13 protein-coding genes are annotated in these 22,996 nt (G+C 57.5%); 2 read left to right on the top strand and 11 right to left on the bottom strand.

What is annotated here, in order from left to right; all coding sequences use genetic code 11:
- Window positions 1–718: 718 nt before the first annotated feature.
- The 6 genes from rpoC to ACUZ79_RS12330 all read right to left on the bottom strand — a co-directional run bounded on the left by rpoC (window position 719) and on the right by ACUZ79_RS12330 (window position 14,693).
- Entirely contained in the window at window positions 719–4,888 is a 4,170-nt protein-coding gene (gene rpoC / locus ACUZ79_RS12355; RefSeq protein ID WP_240825099.1) for a DNA-directed RNA polymerase subunit beta', read from the bottom strand.
- Between the two features lie 118 nt (window positions 4,889–5,006).
- Complete coding sequence (gene rpoB / locus ACUZ79_RS12350) at window positions 5,007–9,143, bottom strand: DNA-directed RNA polymerase subunit beta (protein ID WP_240825098.1); 4,137 nt, start codon at window positions 9,141–9,143, stop codon at window positions 5,007–5,009.
- A 481-nt stretch (window positions 9,144–9,624) separates the two neighbouring features.
- Window positions 9,625–10,965: a hypothetical protein gene (locus tag ACUZ79_RS12345; RefSeq protein ID WP_449251775.1), complete on the bottom strand. Its 1,341-nt coding sequence runs from the start codon at window positions 10,963–10,965 to the stop codon at window positions 9,625–9,627.
- A 124-nt stretch (window positions 10,966–11,089) separates the two neighbouring features.
- Window positions 11,090–13,333, bottom strand: a complete 2,244-nt coding sequence (locus tag ACUZ79_RS12340; protein WP_449251774.1) for a SpoIIE family protein phosphatase — start codon at window positions 13,331–13,333, stop codon at window positions 11,090–11,092.
- Window positions 13,334–13,410: 77 nt separating this feature from the next.
- Complete coding sequence (locus ACUZ79_RS12335; RefSeq protein WP_240825091.1) at window positions 13,411–13,707, bottom strand: STAS domain-containing protein; 297 nt, start codon at window positions 13,705–13,707, stop codon at window positions 13,411–13,413.
- Window positions 13,708–13,877: 170 nt separating this feature from the next.
- Complete coding sequence (locus ACUZ79_RS12330; protein WP_449251773.1) at window positions 13,878–14,693, bottom strand: MerR family transcriptional regulator; 816 nt, start codon at window positions 14,691–14,693, stop codon at window positions 13,878–13,880.
- 123 nt (window positions 14,694–14,816) lie between these two features.
- Between ACUZ79_RS12330 and ACUZ79_RS12325 the strand changes: the two genes are divergently transcribed.
- Window positions 14,817–16,043 (top strand): efflux RND transporter periplasmic adaptor subunit, encoded by a 1,227-nt coding sequence (locus ACUZ79_RS12325; RefSeq protein ID WP_449251772.1) that lies wholly within the window; start codon window positions 14,817–14,819, stop codon window positions 16,041–16,043.
- Window positions 16,044–16,046: 3 nt separating this feature from the next.
- Window positions 16,047–18,560, top strand: coding sequence for an efflux RND transporter permease subunit (locus tag ACUZ79_RS12320; protein WP_449251771.1), 2,514 nt, complete (start codon window positions 16,047–16,049; stop codon window positions 18,558–18,560).
- On the opposite strand, the gene ACUZ79_RS12315 is transcribed toward ACUZ79_RS12320, so the two are convergent.
- The 5 genes from ACUZ79_RS12315 to ACUZ79_RS12295 all read right to left on the bottom strand — a co-directional run bounded on the left by ACUZ79_RS12315 (window position 18,542) and on the right by ACUZ79_RS12295 (window position 22,981).
- Complete coding sequence (locus ACUZ79_RS12315) at window positions 18,542–19,777, bottom strand: ISL3 family transposase (RefSeq protein WP_096152604.1); 1,236 nt, start codon at window positions 19,775–19,777, stop codon at window positions 18,542–18,544. The genes ACUZ79_RS12320 and ACUZ79_RS12315 overlap by 19 nt on opposite strands.
- Window positions 19,719–20,468 (bottom strand): PAS domain-containing protein, encoded by a 750-nt coding sequence (locus tag ACUZ79_RS12310; RefSeq protein WP_449251770.1) that lies wholly within the window; start codon window positions 20,466–20,468, stop codon window positions 19,719–19,721. The genes ACUZ79_RS12315 and ACUZ79_RS12310 overlap by 59 nt, the downstream gene beginning before the upstream one ends.
- A gap of 301 nt (window positions 20,469–20,769) precedes the next feature.
- A complete protein-coding gene (locus tag ACUZ79_RS12305) occupies window positions 20,770–21,513 on the bottom strand; it encodes an energy-coupling factor ABC transporter ATP-binding protein (protein ID WP_449251769.1) in 744 nt (247 codons plus the stop codon).
- Window positions 21,506–22,267, bottom strand: coding sequence for a cobalt ECF transporter T component CbiQ (cbiQ, locus tag ACUZ79_RS12300; protein ID WP_346770015.1), 762 nt, complete (start codon window positions 22,265–22,267; stop codon window positions 21,506–21,508). Before cbiQ ends, ACUZ79_RS12305 begins: the two co-directional genes overlap by 8 nt.
- Window positions 22,268–22,276: 9 nt before the next feature.
- On the bottom strand, window positions 22,277–22,981 hold the full coding sequence (locus ACUZ79_RS12295) for a cobalamin biosynthesis protein CbiL (RefSeq protein WP_449251768.1): 705 nt from the start codon (window positions 22,979–22,981) through the stop codon (window positions 22,277–22,279).
- Window positions 22,982–22,996 lie beyond the last annotated feature (15 nt).

Genomic DNA, 22,996 nt, shown 5'->3' with positions numbered 1-22,996 from the left:
ACTGTGTCAACGAGGTATGGATTTTTTTATGCAAAAAAATGCAAGTTAAGCTCAAGTATTGAAAGGATTAACAATCTATCTTAAATGAGAAAAATTGCACAATCGGCATAAAAGCTAATGTATTGATATTGTAATAAACAATGCAATTGCATAGTAAAACAATACAATTAATGTTTTAAAAAATATTTTTAGGAAAAGGTGCATATGATTTACATATAAACGTAGCTAAAAGATTGCTTATTGTTTCTATAAGTAATGGTGTTTGTGTGTACAATCTCTAAATATCCGCAACACAAATGACCGGTTAGCCTCTTGATAACCTGCACAACGCACAACGGTAGGCGCTTGCGCTGTATAAAGGGGTGCGGCGTACTTGCGGGGTTTAAATATGGATTGTGGTTCCTGTGAAGCTGACTGGACTCTTCCAGGGGCAGTATGGGGCGTGAGAAGGCCTTGGTTGATGCGGCTGGCATCTTCGGCGGGAGAAGACATGTGTGGTGGGATTTTGGGAATAGTGAAGTTTAGTGCGGGAAAGGGGGTATCCGTGTGTGAAACTGGCCCGTGGATGAAGCAGGCCGGAAACAGGCGTGGACAGTCCAGTGCGTAGACATTGATGTCCCGCTGGCCCTCACGCGCGCCAACGCAAAGCCCCCTTCGGAAGCGAACTTCCAAAGGGGGCTGTCAGTCTCCGGGCCATGGCCCGGTTTATTCTGTCTGTCTAGTTGTTCAAGTCAACCAGCACAGGATTTTCTTCAAGGTCTTCAAGGAACTTGTCGGGACGTTCCTTCTGGTCGGGAACCACGATATCGCCGTTGACGTATTCGCGGTAGCCGGTACCGGCAGGAATGAGGCGACCCACAATGACGTTTTCCTTGAGGCCGCGCAGGTAGTCCATCTTGCCCTTGAGCGACGCCTCGGTGAGCACCTTGGTGGTTTCCTGGAAGGAGGCCGCCGAGATGAACGAGGAGGTAGTCAACGAAGCCTGGGTGATACCCAGCACCAGCGGTTCCGCTGTAGCTGGCACGCGGCCTTCGGCAATGACCTTCTGGTTTTCGGCCTTGAACTCGGCCTTGTCCACCTGCTCGCCCACAAGGAAGCTGGTGCCGCCGCAATCGAGAACCGTAACCTTCTTGAGCATCTGACGCACAATAACTTCGATGTGCTTGTCGTCGATACCCACGCCCTGGAAGCGGTACACTTCCTGGATTTCGTCCACAAGGTAGCGGGCAAGGTATTTTTCGCCACGGGTGCGCAGGATATCGTGCAGTTCGGGGTAGCCTTCGGTCAGCGGATCGCCCGCTTCCACAAAGTCGCCGTCAGCAGCGGTAATGTGCTTGCCCTTTGGCACCAGGTATTCCTTGGCTTCGCCGATTTCGGGCGTGACCACCAGCTTGCGCTTGCCCTTGGATTCGCCAGCGTAGGTGACAGTGCCCGCGATTTCGGAAACCACGGCCATGTCCTTGGGCTTGCGAACTTCAAAGAGCTCGGCAACGCGCGGAAGACCACCCACGATATCCTTGGTCTTGGATGTTTCGCGGGGCTTACGGGCGATGATGTCGCCGGCCTGGATGTCTGCGCCGTCCTTGATCATGATGATGGAGCCGACGGGCAGGGTGTAGACCGCCGCCGTGCCGCCGTGGCTGCGCTTTTTGACGCTGCCGTGTTCATCGCAGATGGAGATGGACGGGCGGAAGTTGGTGGTGCGGTATTCCATAATGGTCAGGGATGCCTGACGGGTGATATCGTCCACCTTTTCCTGTACGGTCTTGCCGTCGATGATGTCCGTAAAACGGATAACGCCTTCTTCTTCGCAGACAAAGGGTTCGTTGAACGGATCCCATTCGGCCAGCACAACGCCCTTGGTCACTTCCTGCCCGTCATGGACAAGCAGGCGTGCGCCGTTGGGCAGAATGTATTTTTCGCGTTCGCGGCCCTGAGCGTCCACAATGGTGAGCTGACCGCTCTTGCCGAGGACCAGTTCCACGCCGTCGCGGTTGGTGACGGCGCGTACGCGGTTCAGGATAACGCGACCCGCGTTCTGGGCTTCAAACTTGTTCTTTTCAATGGTGCTCGAAGCCGTACCACCAATGTGGAAGGTACGCATGGTAAGCTGCGTACCAGGTTCACCAATGGACTGGGCCGCGATGATACCCACGGTTTCGCCCGTGTTGACCAGGTGCCCGCGAGCAAGGTCGCGCCCGTAGCAGAGGGCGCAGATGCCGCGTTCGGCCTGGCAGGTAAGGGGCGAGCGCACGGTGATGGAGGAAATGCCCTTGTCGCTGATAAGCTGGGCTTCCTTTTCCTCGATAAGCGTGTTTTCGGGCATGAGCACGGTGTTCGGATCGTCGGGATCAAACACGGGGTAGAGCAGCACACGGCCAATGACGCGCTCGGCCAGCGGGGTTTTGATGTCGCCGCCGTCCTTGAGGTGGGTCAGTTCGATGCCGTCCACAGTGCCGCAGTCGTGTTCGCAGACAATAACGTCCTGCACAACGTCAACCAGACGGCGGGTAAGGTAACCGGAGTTGGCCGTCTTGAGGGCGGTATCGGCAAGACCCTTACGAGCACCGTGGGTGGAGGTGAAGTACTGCAACACCGACAGACCTTCGCGGAACGAAGATGTGATAGGCGTTTCAATGATTTCACCTGAAGGCTTGGCCATAAGACCGCGCATGCCGGCGAGCTGACGCATCTGATCCTGGTTACCACGAGCGCCCGAATTGGACATCATGAAGATCGGGTTGAAGCTCTGGTTCTTTTCCTGCTTGCCGGTCTTGGGGTCGGTAAGGATGTCGTAGGAGATATCCTTGATCATCTCTGCCGAAACGTCCTGTGTGGCCTTGGTCCACACGTCAACCACCTTGTTGTACTTTTCAGTACGGGTGATGATACCGTCGCGGTACTGATGTTCAATGTCGTCCACTTCCGCCTGCGAGGCAGCCAGAATGTGCTTCTTGCTTTCAGGAATGGTGAGGTCTTTCACGCCGATGGTTACGCCCGCCCTTGTGGCGAATTCGTAACCCATGTCCTTGAGGCGGTCGCACAGAATGACCGTGGCCTTGATGCCGCAGTGGCGGTAGGCCGCGCCCACGAGACGCGCAATGTTCTTCTTGGTGAGCACGCAGTTGACGTTTTCGAAGCCCAGCTTTTCAGGCAGGATGTCGCTCACGAGCACACGGCCGGGGGTCGTGTCGTACACGTGCCCATCGGGCATGCGCACCTTGACGCGGGCATGCAGTGAGACCTGTCCGGCGTCATAGGCGGCTTCCACTTCCCAGGGGGCGCAGAAGCTCATGCCTTCGCCCTGCTCAAAGCTGCGCTCGGCGGTCATGTAGTACAGACCAAGCACGATATCCTGAGAAGGAACGATGACAGGGCCGCCGTTGGCGGGCGAAAGAATGTTGTTGGTGCTCATCATGAGCACGCGGCATTCGATCTGCGCTTCCACCGAAAGGGGAATGTGCACGGCCATCTGGTCACCGTCAAAGTCGGCGTTGTAGGCCGAGCAGACGAGCGGATGCAGACGGATGGCCTTGCCTTCAACCAGCAGGGGTTCAAAGGCCTGGATGCCCAGACGGTGCAGGGTAGGGGCGCGGTTGAGCAGAATGGGGTATTCGCGCACCACTTCCGAAAGGATATCCCACACTACCAGCTCTTCGCGCTCCACCATCTTTTTGGCGCTCTTGATTGTGGAGGCGTGGCCTCTTTTTTCAAGCTCGGCATAGATGAAGGGCTTGAACAGCTCAAGCGCCATCTTTTTGGGCAAACCGCACTGGTGCAGCTTGAGGTAAGGGCCAACGGTAATAACCGAACGGCCGGAGTAGTCAACGCGCTTGCCGAGCAGGTTCTGACGGAACCGGCCCTGCTTGCCCTTGATCATGTCGGAAAGCGACTTGAGCGGGCGACCGTTGGTGCCCGCAATGGCGCGACCACGACGACCGTTGTCGAAGAGCGCGTCCACAGCTTCCTGAAGCATGCGCTTTTCGTTGCGGATGATGATTTCGGGCGCGCCCAGTTCCATCAGCCGTTTCAGACGGTTGTTGCGGTTGATCACACGACGGTAAAGGTCGTTGAGGTCAGAGGTGGCAAAGCGGCCACCGTCCAGCGGCACCAGAGGACGCAGTTCCGGCGGGATGACAGGAATGACTTCCATGATCATCCATTCGGGCTTGTTGTCCGACTCAAGGAAGGCTTCAACAATCTTGAGGCGCTTGGTGATCTTTTTCTTCTTGGTCTGGCTCTTGGTGGATTCGCCTTCTTCGCGCAGTTCTGCGCGCAGCTTTTCCAGCTCCAGCTCTTCCAGCAGGCTGCGCACGGCTTCCGCGCCCATGCCCACGGTCAGAACTTCGTCCGTGCCGTAGTGGTCAAGAATCTGGAGGTACTGGTCTTCAGAGATGACCTGACGCTTCTGCAGATTGGTCTGACCGGGATCAAGAACAATGTAGGAGTCGAAGTACAGTACCTTTTCCAGATCAGCCATGGTCATGTCGAGCAGGGTGCCGATCTTGGAAGGCAGGGTCTTCAAAAACCAGATATGGGCAACGGGCGCGGCCAGCTCAATGTGGCCCATGCGCTCGCGGCGTACCTTGGAGGCAATAACTTCAACGCCGCACTTTTCGCAGACGATGCCGCGGTGCTTCATGCGTTTGTATTTGCCGCAGTTGCATTCATAGTCCTTCACAGGGCCGAATATCTTGGCGCAGAACAGGCCGTCGCGCTCCGGCTTGAAGGTACGATAATTGATGGTTTCCGGCTTTTTCACTTCGCCATATGACCATTCACGAATGGCCTCGGGCGATGCGATGGAAATCTGGATGGCTTTCAGGTTGCGGATGTTCGTCACGTTGGTCGACGCGCCGCGTGCGGTGAAAAGATCGTCCAGGCTCATAGTATACCTTGCTTTGTAAAAAGCTCGTTGAAATCGTTAGCCATGCTGTCGTTGGCCGTGAGAGGCATAACCGCTCACGGCCAACGCAACGCGTTTCCGGGGCCGCAGAAAGGGGCTGTTACGCCTCTTCCTCGCGTTCTTTCATATAGCCCACGCGTTTGGGCTTTTTCTTGCCTTCTTCCTGATGCAGGGTCACGTTGAGGCCAAGGCTCATGAGTTCCTTCACCAACACGTTGAAGGATTCGGGCAGACCGGCTTCAAGGAAGTTGTCGCCCTTGACGATCTTCTCGTACATCTTCACGCGCCCGGTCACGTCGTCCGACTTGACCGTGAGGAATTCCTGCAGCAGATAGGCCGCGCCGTAAGCTTCCAGAGCCCACACTTCCATTTCACCAAGACGCTGTCCACCGAACTGGGCTTTACCGCCGAGGGGCTGCTGCGTCACCAGCGAGTAGGGGCCAGTGGAACGGGCATGGATTTTTTCATCAACCAGGTGGTGCAGTTTGAGCATGTACATGACGCCCGTGGTCACGCGGTTCTTGAAGGGAACACCCGTGCGGCCATCGTACAGGGTGGTTTTGCCGTCGTTGGCAAGACCAGCCTTGTCCATCCAGCCCCAGATTTCTTCTTCGGTGGCACCGTCGAACACCGGGGTCTTGGTAACAATACCGTTGCGCAGCTTGAGGGCGGAGGCCTTGAATTCCTCATCGCTCATGCTGTCCACCAGGGCGCTGATTTCAGGCGAATTGTAAACGCCCTTCAGTTCCTCGCGCACAACCTGCATGGCCGCGCCGGAGTCAACCAGTTCGGCCAGCTGCCGACCCAGTTCCTTGGCGCCCCACCCAAGGTGGGTTTCCATGATCTGCCCGATGTTCATACGTGAAGGCACGCCCAGGGGGTTCAACACGATGTCCACGGGGCGACCGTCGGCAAAGAAGGGCATGTCTTCTTCCGGCAGAATGCAGGAAACAACACCCTTGTTACCGTGGCGGCCAGCCATTTTATCGCCCACAGAGAGCTTACGCTTGATGGCGATGTGCACCTTGACCATCTTGATGACGCCGGGGGGCAGATCGTCGCCTTCCGTAACCTTTTCGCGCTTGGAGTCGTAAATGGCCTTCAGGTATTCAACCTGCTGGTCGTAAGACTTGAGCACGTCGGCCACGGAGTCGTTGACTTCCTTGCTCTTGAACAGGCCCGCGAGTTTCTTCACGGGGATCTGCTCAAGCACATCTTCGGTCAGGGCTGCGCCCACTTCGGCCAGCACTTCGCCCTTCTTTTTGCCCGGCACTGCGGCGGCGATCTGTTTGCCCAGCACATGCGGGGCAATCTGAACGCGGGTACGGTCGGACAAAGCGCGAAGGTGATCAGATTCCTTCTGGTCCAGCACGGACGTGTCGTGGCTTTCAATAGCCAGCGTGCGGTCGTCCTTCTCGCCGGAGCGGCGGTTGAAGACCTTCACGTCAATGATGGTGCCTTCCACTCCCGGGGGAACCTTGAGGGAGGTGTTTTTCACATCCCTGGCCTTCTCGCCGAAGATGGCGCGAAGCAGCTTTTCTTCAGGCGTAAGCTGGGTTTCGCCCTTGGGCGTGATCTTGCCCACAAGGATATCGTCGGGCTTGACCGCTGCGCCGATGCGGATGATGCCGCTTTCGTCCAGATTGCGCAGCATTTCTTCGCTGACGTTGGGAATATCGCGGGTGATTTCCTCCGGTCCAAGCTTGGTGTCGCGGGCCACTACCTCGAATTCTTCAATATGAATGGAGGTAAAGGTATCCTCGCGAACGGTGCGCTCGGAAATGAGGATGGAGTCTTCGTAGTTGTAACCGCACCAGGGCATGAAGGCGACCACCAGGTTTTTGCCGAGGGCCAGTTCGCCTTCGTCAATACCTGGGCCGTCAGCCAGAATCTGGCCCTTTTTCACGGGCATGCCGGGGTAGCAGGTGGGCTTTTGTCCAAAGCAGGAGTTCTGGTTGGACTTGTGGAACTTCAGCAGGTCATAGGCGCGCACGCCGCCCTGCTTGGGGAACACATCGCCTTCGTAGGAAACGATGAGGCGGTCGGCGTCCACATATTCCACCTTGCCCGGAGCGGGAGCCACGATGCACGCGCCGGAGTCGCGGGCCACGTCCACTTCCATGCCGGTGCCCACCAGGGGCTTTTCGGCGCGCAGAAGCGGCACGGCCTGACGCTGCATGTTTGAACCCATGAGCGCGCGGTTGGCGTCGTCGTGTTCCAGGAAGGGAATGAGCGCGGCAGAGATGGAGACCATCTGGCTGGGCGAAATGTCCATCAGGGTCACTTCTTCACGCGGGTTCATTTCCACTTCGCCCTTGACGCGTACGGTAACGTATTCGTCAAGCAGGTTGCCGTCGGCATCGGTGCGGGCGTTGGCCTGAGCCACAACCTGACCACCTTCGCGGGATGCATCAAGGTGCACCACGTCATTGGTAACGCGGGCATCGCGCACAACACGGTAAGGCGTTTCGATAAAGCCGTAGTCGTTTACCTTGGCAAAGGTGGTCAACGAAACGATCAGACCGATGTTCGGGCCTTCAGGCGTTTCAATGGGGCAGATGCGGCCATAGTGCGAGGTGTGCACGTCGCGCACTTCAAAGCCCGCGCGTTCACGGGTAAGACCGCCGGGGCCCAGGGCCGAAAGGCGGCGCTTGTGCGTCACTTCGGAGAGCGAGTTTGTCTGATCCATGAACTGCGAAAGCTGCGAGGTGCCGAAGAATTCTTTCAGCACAGCCGCCACAGGCTTGGGATTGATAAGGTCGTGGGGCATGAGCGTGGAAATTTCCTGAAGGCTCATGCGCTCCTTGATGGCGCGTTCCATACGCACAAGGCCGATGCGGTACTGGTTTTCCACCAGTTCGCCCACCAGACGCACACGGCGGTTGCCAAGGTGGTCGATATCATCGGCGGGGCCGTGGCTGTCCTTCAACTGCACCAGCACCTTGATGGCGGTGAGGATGTCGTGGTCGGTCAGCGTGCGCAGGTCGTCAGCCTCATCCAGGCTCAGACGCTGGTTGAGTTTGTAGCGGCCCACGGGCGACAGGTCATAGTAGTCGCCGTTGCGGAACAGGTTGTCAAAAAAGCTGGCCGCAATTTCCGGGGTAGGCGGAGAAGACGGACGCAGACGACGGTAGATTTCTTCCTGCGCTTTCTGCTGGTCGGGGATGCGATCCTGAACCAGGGTGTCGCGGATGGACGAAGACGTATCCGTACCCTTGGTGTGCAGAACGGCAATGCGCGTGATGCCCGCTTCGCGGAAGCGGTCGAGCAGGCCTGCGGTGATTTCGTCCGCAGCTTCTGCCAGCACTTCGCCCGTCTTGGGGTCGGCCACGTCCAAAGCCAGGAACATGGCGTCCAGCGTGTCGGGTCGAACCTCGATAGCTTCAATGCCCGCTTCGCAGATCAGGCGCCAGCTGCGCTTGGTGATGGGCTTGCCAGCCTTGACAATGACATTGCCCTGCGCGTCGATGATGTCGGCGTAGGCGTTGTCCTTGCGGTACAGATCCTTGCGCACTTCCCAGAACAGGCTGCTGGCCGACTCAATGCGGTAGTGCTCCTGCGAGTAGAAGTATTCAAGAATCTGCTCCTTGCTCATGCCCATGGCCTTGAACAGGATGGTGGCAGGCATCTTGCGGCGGCGGTCGATGCGGACGTACAGAATATCCTTGTGGTCGAAGTCAAAGTCGAGCCACGAGCCGCGCATGGGGATGATGCGGCAGGAATAGAGCACCTTGCGGCTGGTGTGAGTCTTGCCGCCGTCGTGCTCAAAGATGATGCCCGGCGAGCGCTGCAACTGGTTAACGATGACGCGCTCGGTGCCGTTGATGATAAACGTGCCCTTTTCCGTCATCAGGGGCAGGGTGCCAAAATAGATATCCTGCTCTTTGATGTCGCGGATGGTGCGGTTGCCCGAAGCTTCATCGGTGTCATAGACAACCAGACGCACCTTGATGCGCATGGGTGCCTCGTAGGTCAGCCCCTTGGAAATGCACTCGGCCTGGTCGTACTTGGGTTCGCCGATTTCATAGCTGACGAACTCAAGACTGGCGGTCTTATTGAAATCCTCAATGGGGAAGACGGTGTGGAACACACCTTCCAGCCCTTCCTCTGGGCTGCGGTCGGCATCTGAAACGCCTTCCTGAAGGAATTTCTGGTAAGAATCTATCTGCAGATTCAGCAGATGTGGGATAGGGAGGGAAACCTTGATCTTGCCGAACTGTTTGGTGAGCTGGCCCATGGGTACCTCAAGATAGGTAGCGGTTGCGCCCCGGCTGCGCGAGACAAATCAGCATGCCTAAGCCGGCGGGCAAAAAACTTGCTGTCACTGCACCCTGAAAGCGTAATCTGGTGGGAAGGCTAAAAAGAACCTACTGCGGGCAAGGCGTAAAAAACCCATCCCTGTCTGGGTAAACAGGGCTGGGGTCAGGGCATTACCTTTAATATATATGCTTGGTCAGTAAGTTATTGAAAAACAGAAAGGAGCCTCCCGCACCAATCGTTGAAAGAGGATGCATACTAGGAATCCGAGTCCTTGGCAAGCAAAAAAAGCGGGAGAGAAAAATAAAAAAGCCTCTGTTCACTAATTTACCTCAGTGGGAACTTCATGACAAGACAAAAAAATTGCCGGGTAGAGCGGCTATTCTCGTTTGAGCACACAAACCACACTGGCAGGCGCACAAAAAAACGTTTTTTCCTGCCTCCTCAGAATTTGCCGCCGCTTAGCCTATTTCAAACAGGGCCTGCCCATCTTCGGCTCTCCGGCTCCAGGCCGTGATATGCCCATCGTTGGAAACCTTGATGCCAATACCGTGCTCTGCCAGGGTCATGGCTGCCGCCTTGCGCCCGCCGCTGCTGCTGCCGCCGGGAATTTTAAGGATAGCCCCCACCGCAAAAACGCTGCCATCGTCAAAGATCAGGGTTGCGCCATCAATGGAAAGAAGCTCGGCCCGCAGCTTGCGCGGGATTTGCGCAAAATTCAGGCTTGGCAGGGCCGAGCGCAGCAGCGCGGCTTTGCTGCTGGCCTCGCGCGCCAGCATGTCGCCTTGGCTGACTATTTCGTTCAGGTAGCCGTGCAGCCTGTCTTGCGAAATACGAACCAGTTCATCCTGGGAAATGTTCTGTCCAATGCGCTGGTTACGGCGCTCGTTTATCATCCACGGGGTAACGGCGTTTGTGCGGAAAAAGCCGATACACGCGCCTTTGCGCCGGAATGAAACATCGAGCAGGCTCAGGTACAGCGCCTCAATGGTGCCCCTGCTGCCGCCCTGCCCCTGATAGCCAAGCTCGGCAAGGTAGGCCTGATGCGAAAAATGCAGCCACTTGCCGCGCCTTTTGGCAAAAAATAGCTGCCTGTTTTTGAAGATGAGGATGTCGCCGTTTCTGCTGAGGCAAAAGGCGCACCTGTTTTGTGATGTCCAATAGGCCACGGGCAAAAAGGCCAGAGGCGCGTAAACGTGGGCCGCCTCGGCCTCTGCTGGCAATGCCGCCTCGCAGTAGGCGGTTATGCCGCCCTCTGCATTGCACACAAGCAGGGTATCGCAGCCGGAGGTGAGCACCTTGGCGTAGTCCTCCTTGCTGGCATCAAAAAAATTCACGCTGCCGGGGCGGAGGTCGTCTTCGTCAATGCCCACGCAGAAGGATATCTTGTCGCCTTCATACGTTTCGCTCGACCAGAACGACAGCAGATTCAGCATGCGCAGCACCGTTGTGTGGCGCTCTGGCGAGAGTATTTTGGCAATGCCGATGATCTGCGCCTGCCGTATGCACACGGCGGCGTAATCATCAATGTGGGGCGTGGTGAAGATTTTTTCCCATTCATCAAGGATGTTGCGGGCAATGGCCTGCTCCGTTTCCGTAAACGGAATGGCGCGGAAGAGGTACACTTCATCCTCCGGCTGACCGGTAAGGGCGACCCGCAGCATAAAGCGCCTGCCGTTCATTTCGGCGAGGTCTTCAAAATTTTCCCTGGTGTAGTCATCGTCCAGAATTTCGGTGGCTGGGCCGAAGAGGGGGGCAAGATATTCTGCCACGGTCTCGATGATGGCTTTTTTTGCTTCCATGATGCTACTCCCTATGGGCATTGGCAGAATCGGCAACCACGCGGTGAAGATGCCGCCCTAATGCAGGAGGCTGGCGCGAGCTGAATCGGACGGGCCGCGCCCGGCCCCGCGCCCTGCCCCGCGCTCAGGCGTCTTCCTGCTTCCAGAGGGTTAAAATGTTCTTGCCGTCCGCAGTGCGGGCATATTCCATCCGGCTCATGATCTTGCGCATCATGGCGATGCCCAGCCCGCCCTCGCGACGCTGCTCGGCGGGCAGGCTTGTATCCGGGTCCGGCTGGTGCAGGGGGTTGAATGGGCGGCCTGTATCCTGAAACTGCATCACGGCCTGAAACGGCTCGGAACGCATCCGACAGCGCACCAGCACTGTTCCCTGATCCGGGGCGTAGGCATAGTGGGCGATGTTTGCAAAGACTTCTTCCGCAGTAACCAGCAGCATGGGCAGTGTGGCGGCGGGGCACTGGGCGACCTTGAGTTTTTCTTCCAGAAAGGCCAGCAGTGTTTCCAGATGAGCGTCATCCGCCGTTATGAGCAGTTCATCCCAGGCCAGACCAGTAAATTCCAGCGCCAGGATGGTAATATCGTCCGCCTGTTCCACGCCTGCTGCAAAGTCGTCCACCCGGCGCAGCAGGGCCTGCACGGTCTGCTCCGCATCCATATCTTCGGTACCCAGCACGGCGTTTTCTATGCCGCTGAGGCCAAGGCGTTCGCCCCGGCTGTTTTCCGCCTCGCTGACGCCGTCAGTATAGAGCAACATACGGTCGCCCGGGGCAATCTGAAAGGTCTGCTCCCTGTAGCGGGAATTGGGCATGGCCCCAAGCGGCAGGCCGTGGCCTGCTTCAAGCCATGCGTAGCGGCCTTCGGCGCGTCTGAATATCAGCGGATGCTCATGCCCGGCGTTGGCGCAGATCAGCCGCCCGGTTGTAAGGTCAAGCACCGCCAGAAAGGCCGTAAGAAAGATATCCTGATCGTTCTGCGCGGTGATGCGTTTGTTGGCCTGCGTGAATATCTCTGCCGGGGAAAGGCCCGATTCCGCAAGGCTCTTGATGAGGGTCTTGGCCGTCATCATAAACAGGGCCGCGCCGATGCCCTTGTCCGCCACATCGGCCACCACAATCACAAGCTGGTTTTTATCCCGCAGATAGAAGTCGTAAAAGTCGCCGCCCACCACCTTGGCGGCGCGCATGACGGCAAAAATATCAAAGTCTTCCCGCTCTGGATAGGCGGGGAAAACGCTTGGCAGCGAGGAGCACTGGATGGCGCGGGCAAATTCCAGCTCCGCGTCTATGCGGCCCGCTGCGGCGCTGATGGCCGCCTTGAGGCTCTGCACGGTTTTGTTGATGCCGTCAGAGAGCAGCCCGAACTCCGGCGTGGTGCGCTCGTTGAGCACCACATCCAGATTGCCGGACGTGATTTTTTGCAGGTCTTCGTTGACGCGGTACACATCGTTGATGACCAGCCGTTTGACCAGATGCGACACCATCCAGAAAATCACGGCAAACAGCACCACATTGCAGGCCGCGATGTACAGGAGCATGCTGTCGCGCGAGAAAAACACCTCGCTGCGCGGCAGCAGGGCAAAGAGGGTGTAGCCCTCCACCTCGATATTCTGGCAGATGTACTGCTTGCCGAGAATGGAAACCAGCCCCTTGCCGTCTGTCTGTATGAGGCCGAGGGCCTTCACATTCGCCCCAAGGGGGACAGCGGTCTCGTTGCCCGTGCTGATGACGGCCCCGTAGATGGAGATGACCATGAACCCGTTGGAGCCAATATGGTATCGCGGGGCGATCTGATCCACCGCAGCGGAACGCAAGGCGGCTGTCAGACGCTTGGGCGAGTAGCCGATCTGCACAATGCCCGTGCAGTCGCGGCGGGCCACACCGGCATACTGAAAGGGCACGCGGTCCGCGCCGCGCTCTTCAATATCCTGCACAAGGGCAAAATCCAGATCGCGCAGGGCTGGCAAAAATGCCGCAGACTGCGGCGAGGACGCCATATCATAGCCCACAAAGGGACCCGTGGAGGCGATGATCACGCCCCGGTCGTCCGCAACGTTCAGCTCTTCCACGTCCAGTAGTTTGCGCAAAAAATGTAATATTGTTGGGATGTTAAGAATGTTTGGGTTTTGCGTGATTATGGCCGCAAAGGCCCGTGCCTTGGTCAGCGCGCCAGCATCCGAAATTTCGCGGATGTAGGCGGCATTGGTAATGACCATGCGCAGATATTTTTCCCCATCGCCCAGATTAGTGGAAAGCATGTGGCGGGCGTTTTCTTCGGCCTGCCGGGTCTGCAACAGATAGGATGCGGCAAGCGTGAGGCAAAAGGCGGGGAAAATGCAGATAAAAAGCCATTTGTGAAATAACTTGTGCATGGCGGCCCGCCTTTGCGGGCTTGCCCGCTCAGCATGAGGAAAACCCGAACCGGCGGCGCGGGCTTGCGGGTGTGCGGCTATTCTATGGTAAACAGATCCACAAAACCTGTGATGCTGAACACTTCCCTCACGGTTTCATTGGCGTGGATGATGCGCATGCCCTTACGCTGAACCATGCGCTTGTGCAGGCGCAGCAAAATGCGCAGGCCTGCGCTTGAAATATAGTCTACCTCGCTGAAATTGAGCACAAGCTCATCCGCAGCGCCGCAGTCTTCTTGCAAATCCCTGTCCAGCGCCGGAGCCGTCACTGTGTCGATCTTGCCCGCTATGCTGACATGCAAAACGCCGTCAGCCATTTTTTTGCAAACCTGCATGTGGGCCTCGTAGTTATTTAGGTGGAGCAAAAGTATAGCTCTTGCATATCTCTACGATTACAGCGCCCCGCCCGCAAGAGGAAAATACGTACCGGCGACTGGGGCGAGGGCACGCGGCCCTTGCTGGGTGCCCCTGATTACGGGGACCCGTAAATTGAGGCAGTATGCCACTATTCCACACGGATGGCGTATTTCACCGCGTAGCAGTCCCCGCCCTCCTGCATGACGTAACTCATCATGTCGCACACATAAACATTGCTTTTCATGGTCAGGCCGGCGGCGTTGACCTTTTTCAGCATATCGTCAAGGGCCAGCCTGTGCGAGGCGTCCGTGCCATTGTGGGCCAGAATGGCGTATTTTCCCTCTGGTTTGATATGGAGGAGGGAGGGCGGCGTGGAGCGCCGCACCCTGGTGAAGTAATACCGCTCAACATAGCTGCCCTGCCGTATGTCATCCAGGCAAAAGACAACGCCAAAGGGATAGCGCGGTTTTTCTTCCTGCTGCTCATATCCCCGATTATATTCCACAAAGCGCTGCACAAGTTCCCATTGCGACTCTGATGGGCTTGCGCCTGTGGGCGTCATTTCCAGCCGTTCTGCCTTTTGGTGCCGCACGGTCATGGTGTCGTATTCAAAATCCAGGGCTTCGCGCAGGCAGGCGGTCATGTCCTTGAGCATCAACCTGCGCTGGGCCAACTGGCGCAGTTCCTTTTCTGTGTTGCGCTGTTTTTCCTGCAAGAATGACAGGAAGTCCTCGCCGTTCATGTTGTGCAGGTGCGCCTTGATTTCCTTCAGCGAACTGCCGACCTCCTTGAGCATGGAGAGCAGGTCAAATTCAAAATACTGCTCAATCCCGTATCGGCGGTACCTGTTTTCTGAAACGTGCTTGGGTTTCAGCAACCCCTCTTTTTCGTAGAACAGCAGGGTGCCTTTTTGCGTGCCGCACAGGCTGGCAAATTCGCCTGAGGTGAGCAGATTCTTTTTCATTTCATTTTTCTCTTGACTCTAAAGTAACTGTATAGTTTACGCTGGCAAATTACAGGCAAAAGGGCAAGCCCGAGGTTGTTTGCCCATACAAGAGCAGAGGTGTTTGTAATGCGCTGGTTTAGTATGAAAAAATTTCGACTGTGGCTGCTCGTGCCCTTGGGGCTGACGGTGCTCGCCCTTGGCTGCACCAAGGCGGAGGAGTCTGGCCCAGCTCATGCCGAGGTGCAATACCTTGTGCTGGGTGAAGAAAAGCTGACCCTGAGCAGCACACTGCCGGGCCGGGTTTCCGCGCTGGTGACGGCGGAGGTTCGGCCTCAGGTTGACGGCATTATCATTGAGCGCCTGTTTGAAGAGGGCGCCGATATAAAAAAAGGGCAGGTCTTGTACCGCATAGACCCGGCCATCTATCAGGCGGCCCACGCCACAGCCAGAGCATCGCTTGCTGAGGCAAAGGCTGCTGTTACCGCCATTGCCCTGCTGGAAAAACGCCAGCGGACGCTGATCAAGCAATACGCCGTCAGCCAGCAGGAGCTGGACAATTCCATCTCGCAGCACGGTCAGGCCCGCGCCCGCGTTGCCAGGGCGGAGGCCGAGCTTGAAACAGCGGCCATCAACCTCGCCTATACGGAAATAAAAGCCCCGGTGTCAGGCCGCATTGGGGCCTCTGCCGTTACGGTCGGCGCTCTGGTTACTGCCAACCAGTCGTCCCCTCTGGCCGTCATTCAGCAGATTGACCAAGTCTATATTGATATGACGCAATCCAGCGCGGAGGCTATCCGCCTGCGCCGCGCCCTTGCGCAGGGCCGCATATCCGCCAACGGCGATACAGCAAAAATCCGCCTGACGCTTGAAGACGGCTCGCCCTATACGCCAGTGGTCACAGCAGCGCATGCTGGCGAATCGGCCTGGATACAGGGCGACCTGCTGTTTTCTGAAATATCTGTGGCGCAGAGCACGGGGAGCATAAGGCTGAGGGCTGTGGTCGATAATCCTGACGGGCTGCTGCTGCCGGGCATGTACGTTAAGGCCGCTATTGAAGAAGGCTCGGTGGACAAGGCCGTGCTGATCCCGCAGGGGGCCGCCTTTGTGAACAACACTGGCGGGCACTCTGTTTACGTCTTGCAGAAAGAGGGCGCGGAAGACGGGATTTTTCGTCTGACGCGGCGCGATGTGAGCATTGACCGCGCATACGGCAACCGCTGGATTGTGGGCGCGGGCCTCAACGCTGGCGACCTGCTGGTGGTTGAGGGCTTCCAGAAAGCGGCCCCCGGCGAGCTTGTTCGGGGCGTACCTGTGCAAGCATCGCAGGCCAAGGGCGCCCCTGCGGCGTCTGTCACCGAGGTGCGGTAGGGTATGGCAGCTTTTTTCATCAATCGCCCCATCTTCGCCTGGGTGATTGCCATCATCATTATGCTGGCCGGGCTGCTGGCTCTTGGCAGGCTCCCCATTGCGCATTACCCGGATATTGCCCTGCCGCAGATATCCATCTCGGCCCAGTACACAGGAGCGACCGCGTCCATTGTTGACCGCAGCGTAACGCAGATCATTGAGCAGCAGATAAAAGGCCTGGACAATTTGCTGCACATGAAATCAACCAGCAGTTCCTCCGGCGATACGGAAATTATCCTCACCTTTGCAGCGGGCACGGATGCCGATACGGCGCAGGTGCAGGTGCAGAACAAGGTGCAGCAGGCTCTTTCCCTGTTGCCAGATACCGTGCAGCGGCAGGGCATTCAGACGTCCAAAGCCGTGGACAATTCGTTCATGACAGTGGCTTTTTACGATGCCAGCGACACCATGCGCCCCAATGACATAAGCGACTATGTGGCAAGCTCGCTGGTTGACCCCTTGAGCCGCGTTCAGGGCGTTGGCGCAATCACCCTGTATGGTTTTCAAAATGCCATGCGTATCTGGTGCGATCCGGACAAAATGCGCCAGTACAAGCTGAATCCGCAGGACGTTGTTGCTGCCGTGCGCGCCCAGAACGCCCAGGTTGCTGGCGGTCAGGTGGGGGCTGCGCCAGCCATGCCGGGGCAGGAGATCAATATTGCCATCAACGCCTCATCCAGCCTGGAAACAGCGGAACAGTTTGAACAGATTCAACTGCGGGTGGAAGAAAACGGCTCCGCAGTACTGCTCAAGGAGGTTGCCCGCATCGAACTGAATGAAGAAAGTTCCATGGGCACCACATTTTTCAACGGGCATGCGGGTACGGGGCTGGCTTTCAAGCTTTCATCGGGGGCCAACGTTCTGCAAACTACCAGGGGCATCAAGGCCGAATTGCAGTCGCTCGCCAGCTTTTTCCCGCCGGGGCTCAAGTATGCCTATGCTGATGACCGCGCGCCTATTGTGGAAAAATCCATACGCTCGGTTGTGCGTACCCTGTTTGAGGCCATCGCGCTTGTGGTCGCGGTGATGTTTGTGTTCATGCAGAGCTATCGCGCCACGCTTATTCCGGCCATTGCCGTACCTGTGGTGCTGCTCGGAGTGTTCGCGGTATTTGCGGCAACGGGTTTTTCCATCAACACGCTGACTATGTTCGGCATGGTGCTGGCCATCGGCCTTTTGGTGGATGACGCCATTGTTGTGGTGGAAAATGTGGAACGCCTCATGCGCGACGAGGGGCTTGCCCCAAAAGAGGCCGCGCTCAAATCCATGCGGCAGATAACCGGGGCGCTTGTGGGCGTTGCCGTGGTCATATCCGCCGTCTTTGTTCCCATGGCCTTTATGCCCGGTTCCACCGGGGCAATCTTCCGGCAGTTTTCCGTGACCATTGTTGCGTCAATGGTACTTTCCGTGGTGGTCGCCATTGTACTCACGCCTGCCCTGTGCGCCACCATGCTGCGCGCGCATGTGAGTGGAATGGGGGAGGGCTTCTTTGGGCGCTTCAACCGATGGTTTGCGGCCTTTACGGAACGCTACAGCCTTGGCGTGAGCGGCATGGTGCGGCGGCCCTTGCGGTGGGGCGTAGTGTTTGCGGCATTGGCGGCAGGGTGTCTGGCCTTGTTTCTGCTTTTGCCTTCGGCATTTTTGCCGGATGAAGATCAGGGAATACTGTATGTTGACGTGCAGTTGCCGCCGGGCGCGTCACTGGAGCGCACGGAAAAGATTGTCAAAGAGGTCGATGCCTACTTTCGCAACGACGAAAAGGATTCCATAGAAAGCGTCATGAGCGTTATCGGCTGGGGATTCAGCGGTACCGGCCAGAACTCGGCCATGGTGCTTCCCCTGCTCAAGGACTGGAGCAAACGCGGCCCGGGGCAGAGCGCCTCTGACGTGATGGAGCGCGCCACGGAACGGTTTTCATCCATAGCCGGGGCGGAAATAGTTGTGATGTCGCCCCCGGCGGTCATGGAGCTTGGCACTTCCTCCGGCTTTGAGCTGGAACTGATGGATCGCGGCGGCAAAGGGCACGCGGCCTTGCTCACGGCCAAGGATGCCCTGCTGGAAAGTGCGGCAAAATCCGCTGCTGTTACCAGCGTAAGGTATAGCGGCATGGCCGATACCGAGCAGTATGATCTGGTCATCGACAACAGCAAGGCTGGCGCTTACGGCCTGACCAGAGCTGAAATAAACAGCGCCATCAGCGCCTACTGGGCGGGCGAATATATCAACGATTTTTCGGATAAGGGCAGAACAAAAAAGGTTTACTTTCAGGCGGAGCCTTCGGTTCGCTCCGGAATAGGCGATTTCAGCCGTTTTTATCTGCGCAACACCAAGGACGAGATGGTGCCGTTCTCCAGTTTTATCGGCGTAAAGTCTGTTCTGGCTTCCCCAAGCCTGACCCGCTATCAGGGCATACCGTCCGTAAAGATTGGTTCTTCCGGGTTTTCCGTGGGTAACCCCTGTCAGGAACTGGCCGGGTAGAGGTTTAGACCGCCACAGAAGAAGTAGATGGCTGTCTTGAAATGCTCCCGGTTCCTATAACCGCAAGCCTTCCTCTTGATGGCCATGATCTTGCTGTTGAGGCCCTCGGCCACGCCGTTGGTGATCCTGTGGCGGCAGAAGGTCAGGATGTTCTCAAGATGTCTCTGAATCAGTCCGCCCACTTTGCGCATTGGGGCAAGATCTGACCTGTTCACCCAGACCAGCCATCGCTTCACAAAACGTCTGGCCCATCCCGTGCTCAGGTACTTCCAGACGTCGTTCAGGCTTTCCTTCATGGCCCAGGCCTTGGCCACCTTGAGGTTCGCTGTCTTCAAGGCCTCCAGGGCTGGCCGGTGTTTGTCCGGCAGATTCTCCTCCCGGTATAGCCAGAGGAATTTCGTGCCCTTGAGTCGATGGTCATCCTGACTTGTGAGTTCGCGGTGCTCTTGCTTGCGTACCCGGTCCACAGCCTCGCCTACGTGTTTCATGACGTGGAACCGATCGTGAACGATTTTCCCCGCCGCGTCCGGCACATGTTTGAGCGTAGCTTTAAAATAGGGCTCCCACATGTCCATGGCCACGGCCTTGATCCGCTCCAACTGCGCCTTGGTGAACTGAAGGTAGTACCCCTCAAGGCTTTCGGCCTTACGCTCGTCGGCCACATACTCCACCGTGCTGCCGATCAGATCACAAACCACGGTCACATAGTCGTGCCCCTTGCGGAATGCCTTCTCGTCAACGCCAAGATACCGCGAGGGATTCGATTGCTTGCGCTCCCGGCCCCGGCGCACCGCCCTTTCCATGACACCCCATGCTTCGTCCCAGGTGATGCGCAGGATGCGCCGCGCTCCTGTTACGGTGGCGCACTCGGTCAGCACGTCGATGATCAATCGCTCCATCAATATGGTGAAACGTGCCTTGGACTCGGCCCAAGGCACGTTGACCTGAAGGACGCCATGCTCGGGGCAGTCCACTCGGGGAATCCGAGCATGCAGGAACGTCTTGAACTGGCACGTGTCCAGATGGCGCCAGACACGAGGCTCGGCATGGTCGCGGCAAGCCAGCTCTCGACCACAAGTAGGGCAAAACCAGCGAACACCAGGACCATGCTCCACGCGGATGTCTACCCGACCTTCCGCCGTGTCCAGTTCAACAGCCTCAACAAACCAGGGCTCGGTCAGCCCGAGAATCCGAAAATATAGGTCCGTATCCTTCATTGGTGCCCTCCGGGAAGGACATTAGCAGATCAGCTACCCACGGAAAACCCGGAAGAGCCTCTTTTTGTATGGGCACCACATGGGCGTAATCTTCTGGATGGATCTTCTCTTCCCAGCTGCGCAACGTTGCGGGGAACGTCTCGGCAGTGTAGCCCAGCATTTCGATGTAGCGGGGGCTGTAGTAGACGGTATTGGTGTTGGCGTCCCAATCCCACAGTCCATCGCCGGAAGCATTGAGCGCCAGCATCAGGCGGGCCGCATCCTGCGTGGAGTGCGGCGTAGCAAGGTGCTGCATGGAAAAACGCGCGGATGGCAAAATTTGCTGCGTCTGACGTTCCACCGCGCTGATGCAGCCAACCACATGCTCTGCCTGCCCCGCGCCGTTGCGCGCAAGGGTTATAAGCTGGGTTCGCGCCACAAGAGCATTGAGAGGGAAGCATATTTCCATATGCCCGCCTATGTGCCCTTCGAGAAACGTCTGCAACGATTGCCCAAGCATATCCCTTTTATCTTCATGACATACGCCAAGAAATGCCGCCATGCTGCAAGGAGTTTTTGCTTCAATGCCAAGCAGCCGCTTGGCCCCAAGGCTGAAGCGGAGAATGTCTGGGGCAACGCGCCATTCCAGCACGGCATCGGTTGTGTCCGTCTGGATAAGCGGCAGAGGGCGGCTGGGATGGGGTTCGCGCATGGCAATCCTTGGGAGGCCAAGATCTTGTGCCAAAAGAGAGGAATCTGACGCAGAGCATAAATTGCTGCGCGACCCTACTATTGTTTAGGAAAGAATGCTACTATCATTTTATATATGCAAGTAGATATCAGGTGCGGAGATTAAAATGCGCGGCGACCAGAGGCGAGTCAAAGGGTAACGCCAGCGCAGCGTTACCGAAGGACGGTGCAAGGCGGCGTGCTGGAAAATTATTTCATAGCAGATAGTTTATGGCGTATTAGTCTAGCATTGTTGAAGATTTAAGCTGGAAAGATTGTTTTGGCTAATGCTCGTGGGGTTCGTTGCCCAGCGGGTGAGCATGCATATGGGCGTGGGCAAAGGAGGGGGCGCAGGCGCTTAGCCGATTGTTGGCTATGGTGAGGTACTGGGTGGATGTTTGCGCCAGAAAATCCCAGTCATGGGAAATGGTTATGCGCGCTGTGCTCAGGCTGCCCAGAATGTCGATGATGCGCTGGCGGGCATCGTTGTCGAGACCGTTGGTGGGTTCGTCGAGCAGTAGCGCCTCGGGCTTCATGGCCATCACTGAAGCCAGGGACACGAGCTTTTTTTCGCCGCCGGAAAGCCGGTGGGTAAGGCGGTTTTCAAAACCTGCCAGACCGAGATCGCGCAGGGTGTCCAGGGCGCAATCTCTTGCCTCGTCGGCTGAAAAGCCGAGATTCAGCGGGCCAAAGGCCACGTCCTCCAGCACGGTGGGGAAAAAGAGCTGGTCTTCCGCGTGTTGCAGCACAAAGCCCACCTTGCAGCGCAGATTGTAGAAATCTTTTTCTTCCTTGAGGGGGGTGCCGTGGAACAGCACCTGACCTGCCTGTGGCCGTGCCAGCCCCGTGATGCAGCGAAAAAGCGTTGTTTTGCCGCTTCCGTTGGGTCCATAGAGGCCGATACGCTGACCGGGATGCAGTGAAAAATCCACATCGCACAGCACTGTGCGCGGCGAGCTGCCCTGCCCGTAAGCAAAGCAGATGCCCTCGAGGCTGAAAATGGCTGCATCGTGAAGGTGGTCAGACATTGAGGCCTCCCAGGCATTCAACCGCGATTATCCCCGCCATGCACAGCAGCAGGCCCAGTGCGAAAATACAGTCGCCCCTTTGGGCGTGGAATACCGTCACCGATCTGAAATGGCCGGAAAATCCCCGCAAGACCATAGCCTCGCGCACGCGCAGCGAGCGTTCGTAGCTGCGCACCAGCAACAGACCCAACAGGGATGCCATGGTACGGTAGGTATGCATGTTGGTACGCGGACGAAAACCGCGCAACCGTGCCGCCACCAGCAGGGTGTGCCATTCCTGGGCGATAACGTGAACGTATCTGGCTGTGAAAAGAAAGAGAAAAACGAGCTTGGCCGGGCAGTGCAGCCGCTCCAGCGCATGACCGGCGGTGGGGGCGTTCATGGTGGCGACAAGCGCCAGAAAAATGCAGGCAATGGCATTGGACTTGATGCTTACCAGCAGCGCAAGGCGTACGCCTTCGGCACTCACTGTGAGCATTCCCCATTGCGCCAGCGGGGTTCCCGGCGTGGTCAGGGGCGTGACGCACCACAGAAAAACAATGAAGATATTGATGGCACCGAGGCGTTGCAGCAGCGCGCGGGCAGGCGGATTGGCCGCCGCCAAGAGCGCCAGACCCAACGCAAGGGCCATGCCGCAGGCGGTCAGGCTGTGCAGCAGTGATATGCATACCGCAAGCCCCCCCGCGAAGGCCATGCGAACGCGGGGGTCAATACGCTGTATGAGCGATGGGCGGACAAAGGGCTGGTCAAACACTCCCAGCCATTACCCCCGACGTCCCTTGAAGTAAAGGGCAATACCCGCCAGACCCACCAGCCAGCCGATGCCGCCGAAAATTTCAGAAAAGCCGGGGCGGGACACGCGCATTTCGGCAAGTTCCCGGCGGATGGGCCCAAGCTTTACATCCAGCGCCGCGTTGACAATGGTTTGCAGCTCCCCGGAGCTGACGCCGACAGCGCTTGGGGTGGGTGCAGCCGCGCCTTTTGCTCCGGGGGTTGCCGTGGATACTGCGTGTGTAACCGGAGATGTTTTTTCGGCAGCAGGAGCCGCCGCGTCCTTTGCTTCGGAGGCGCTGGCGGGAATGGCTGGCGTCTGAACCGCCGCCAGTTCGGCGGCGTCCATCATCCATTCATTCTGATGGCCTTCGCCAGCCTTGACGACAATGCGCAGGCCGTGGGCCTTGCCCTCAGCGGGAACAGGAAAACGGTACACGCCCTGATCATCGGTGCGGCCTTCCTGTAGCTTTGCGCCAGTGGCAGCATCGTACACCACCACCTGTCCCTGCTTGACCTTGTTGCCGCCGTTAAAGCCGCATTCCGCAACAACCTGATCCCCTTCTGTCCAGGCAAAAATATTGACCCGGTGGGCCTGAGCCGCATGGGGCAATGCCAGCGTGAAGAGCAAAAACAGCGTGGACAACAGTACGGGCAGTGTGGGCGAGAATGCCCTGCGCGAACAAATGGAAAGCATGGAGACTCCTTATGG

Source organism: Desulfovibrio faecalis (assembly GCF_053570625.1).
Note: the sequence above shows the minus strand (reverse complement) of the source record. Positions and strands in the feature narration are given on the sequence as shown.

Bases quoted from the DNA above. Each gene is read 5' to 3' on its own strand.
- rpoC (WP_240825099.1), bottom strand. From the start codon at position 4,888: ATGAGCCTGGACGATCTTTTCACCGCACGCGGCGCGTCGACCAACGTG.
- rpoB (WP_240825098.1), bottom strand. From the start codon at position 9,143: ATGGGCCAGCTCACCAAACAGTTCGGCAAGATCAAGGTTTCCCTCCCT.
- ACUZ79_RS12345 (WP_449251775.1), bottom strand. From the start codon at position 10,965: ATGGAAGCAAAAAAAGCCATCATCGAGACCGTGGCAGAATATCTTGCC.
- ACUZ79_RS12340 (WP_449251774.1), bottom strand. From the start codon at position 13,333: ATGCACAAGTTATTTCACAAATGGCTTTTTATCTGCATTTTCCCCGCC.
- ACUZ79_RS12335 (WP_240825091.1), bottom strand. From the start codon at position 13,707: ATGCAGGTTTGCAAAAAAATGGCTGACGGCGTTTTGCATGTCAGCATA.
- ACUZ79_RS12330 (WP_449251773.1), bottom strand. From the start codon at position 14,693: ATGAAAAAGAATCTGCTCACCTCAGGCGAATTTGCCAGCCTGTGCGGC.
- ACUZ79_RS12325 (WP_449251772.1), top strand. From the start codon at position 14,817: ATGAAAAAATTTCGACTGTGGCTGCTCGTGCCCTTGGGGCTGACGGTG.
- ACUZ79_RS12320 (WP_449251771.1), top strand. From the start codon at position 16,047: ATGGCAGCTTTTTTCATCAATCGCCCCATCTTCGCCTGGGTGATTGCC.
- ACUZ79_RS12315 (WP_096152604.1), bottom strand. From the start codon at position 19,777: ATGAAGGATACGGACCTATATTTTCGGATTCTCGGGCTGACCGAGCCC.
- ACUZ79_RS12310 (WP_449251770.1), bottom strand. From the start codon at position 20,468: ATGCGCGAACCCCATCCCAGCCGCCCTCTGCCGCTTATCCAGACGGAC.
- ACUZ79_RS12305 (WP_449251769.1), bottom strand. From the start codon at position 21,513: ATGTCTGACCACCTTCACGATGCAGCCATTTTCAGCCTCGAGGGCATC.
- ACUZ79_RS12295 (WP_449251768.1), bottom strand. From the start codon at position 22,981: ATGCTTTCCATTTGTTCGCGCAGGGCATTCTCGCCCACACTGCCCGTA.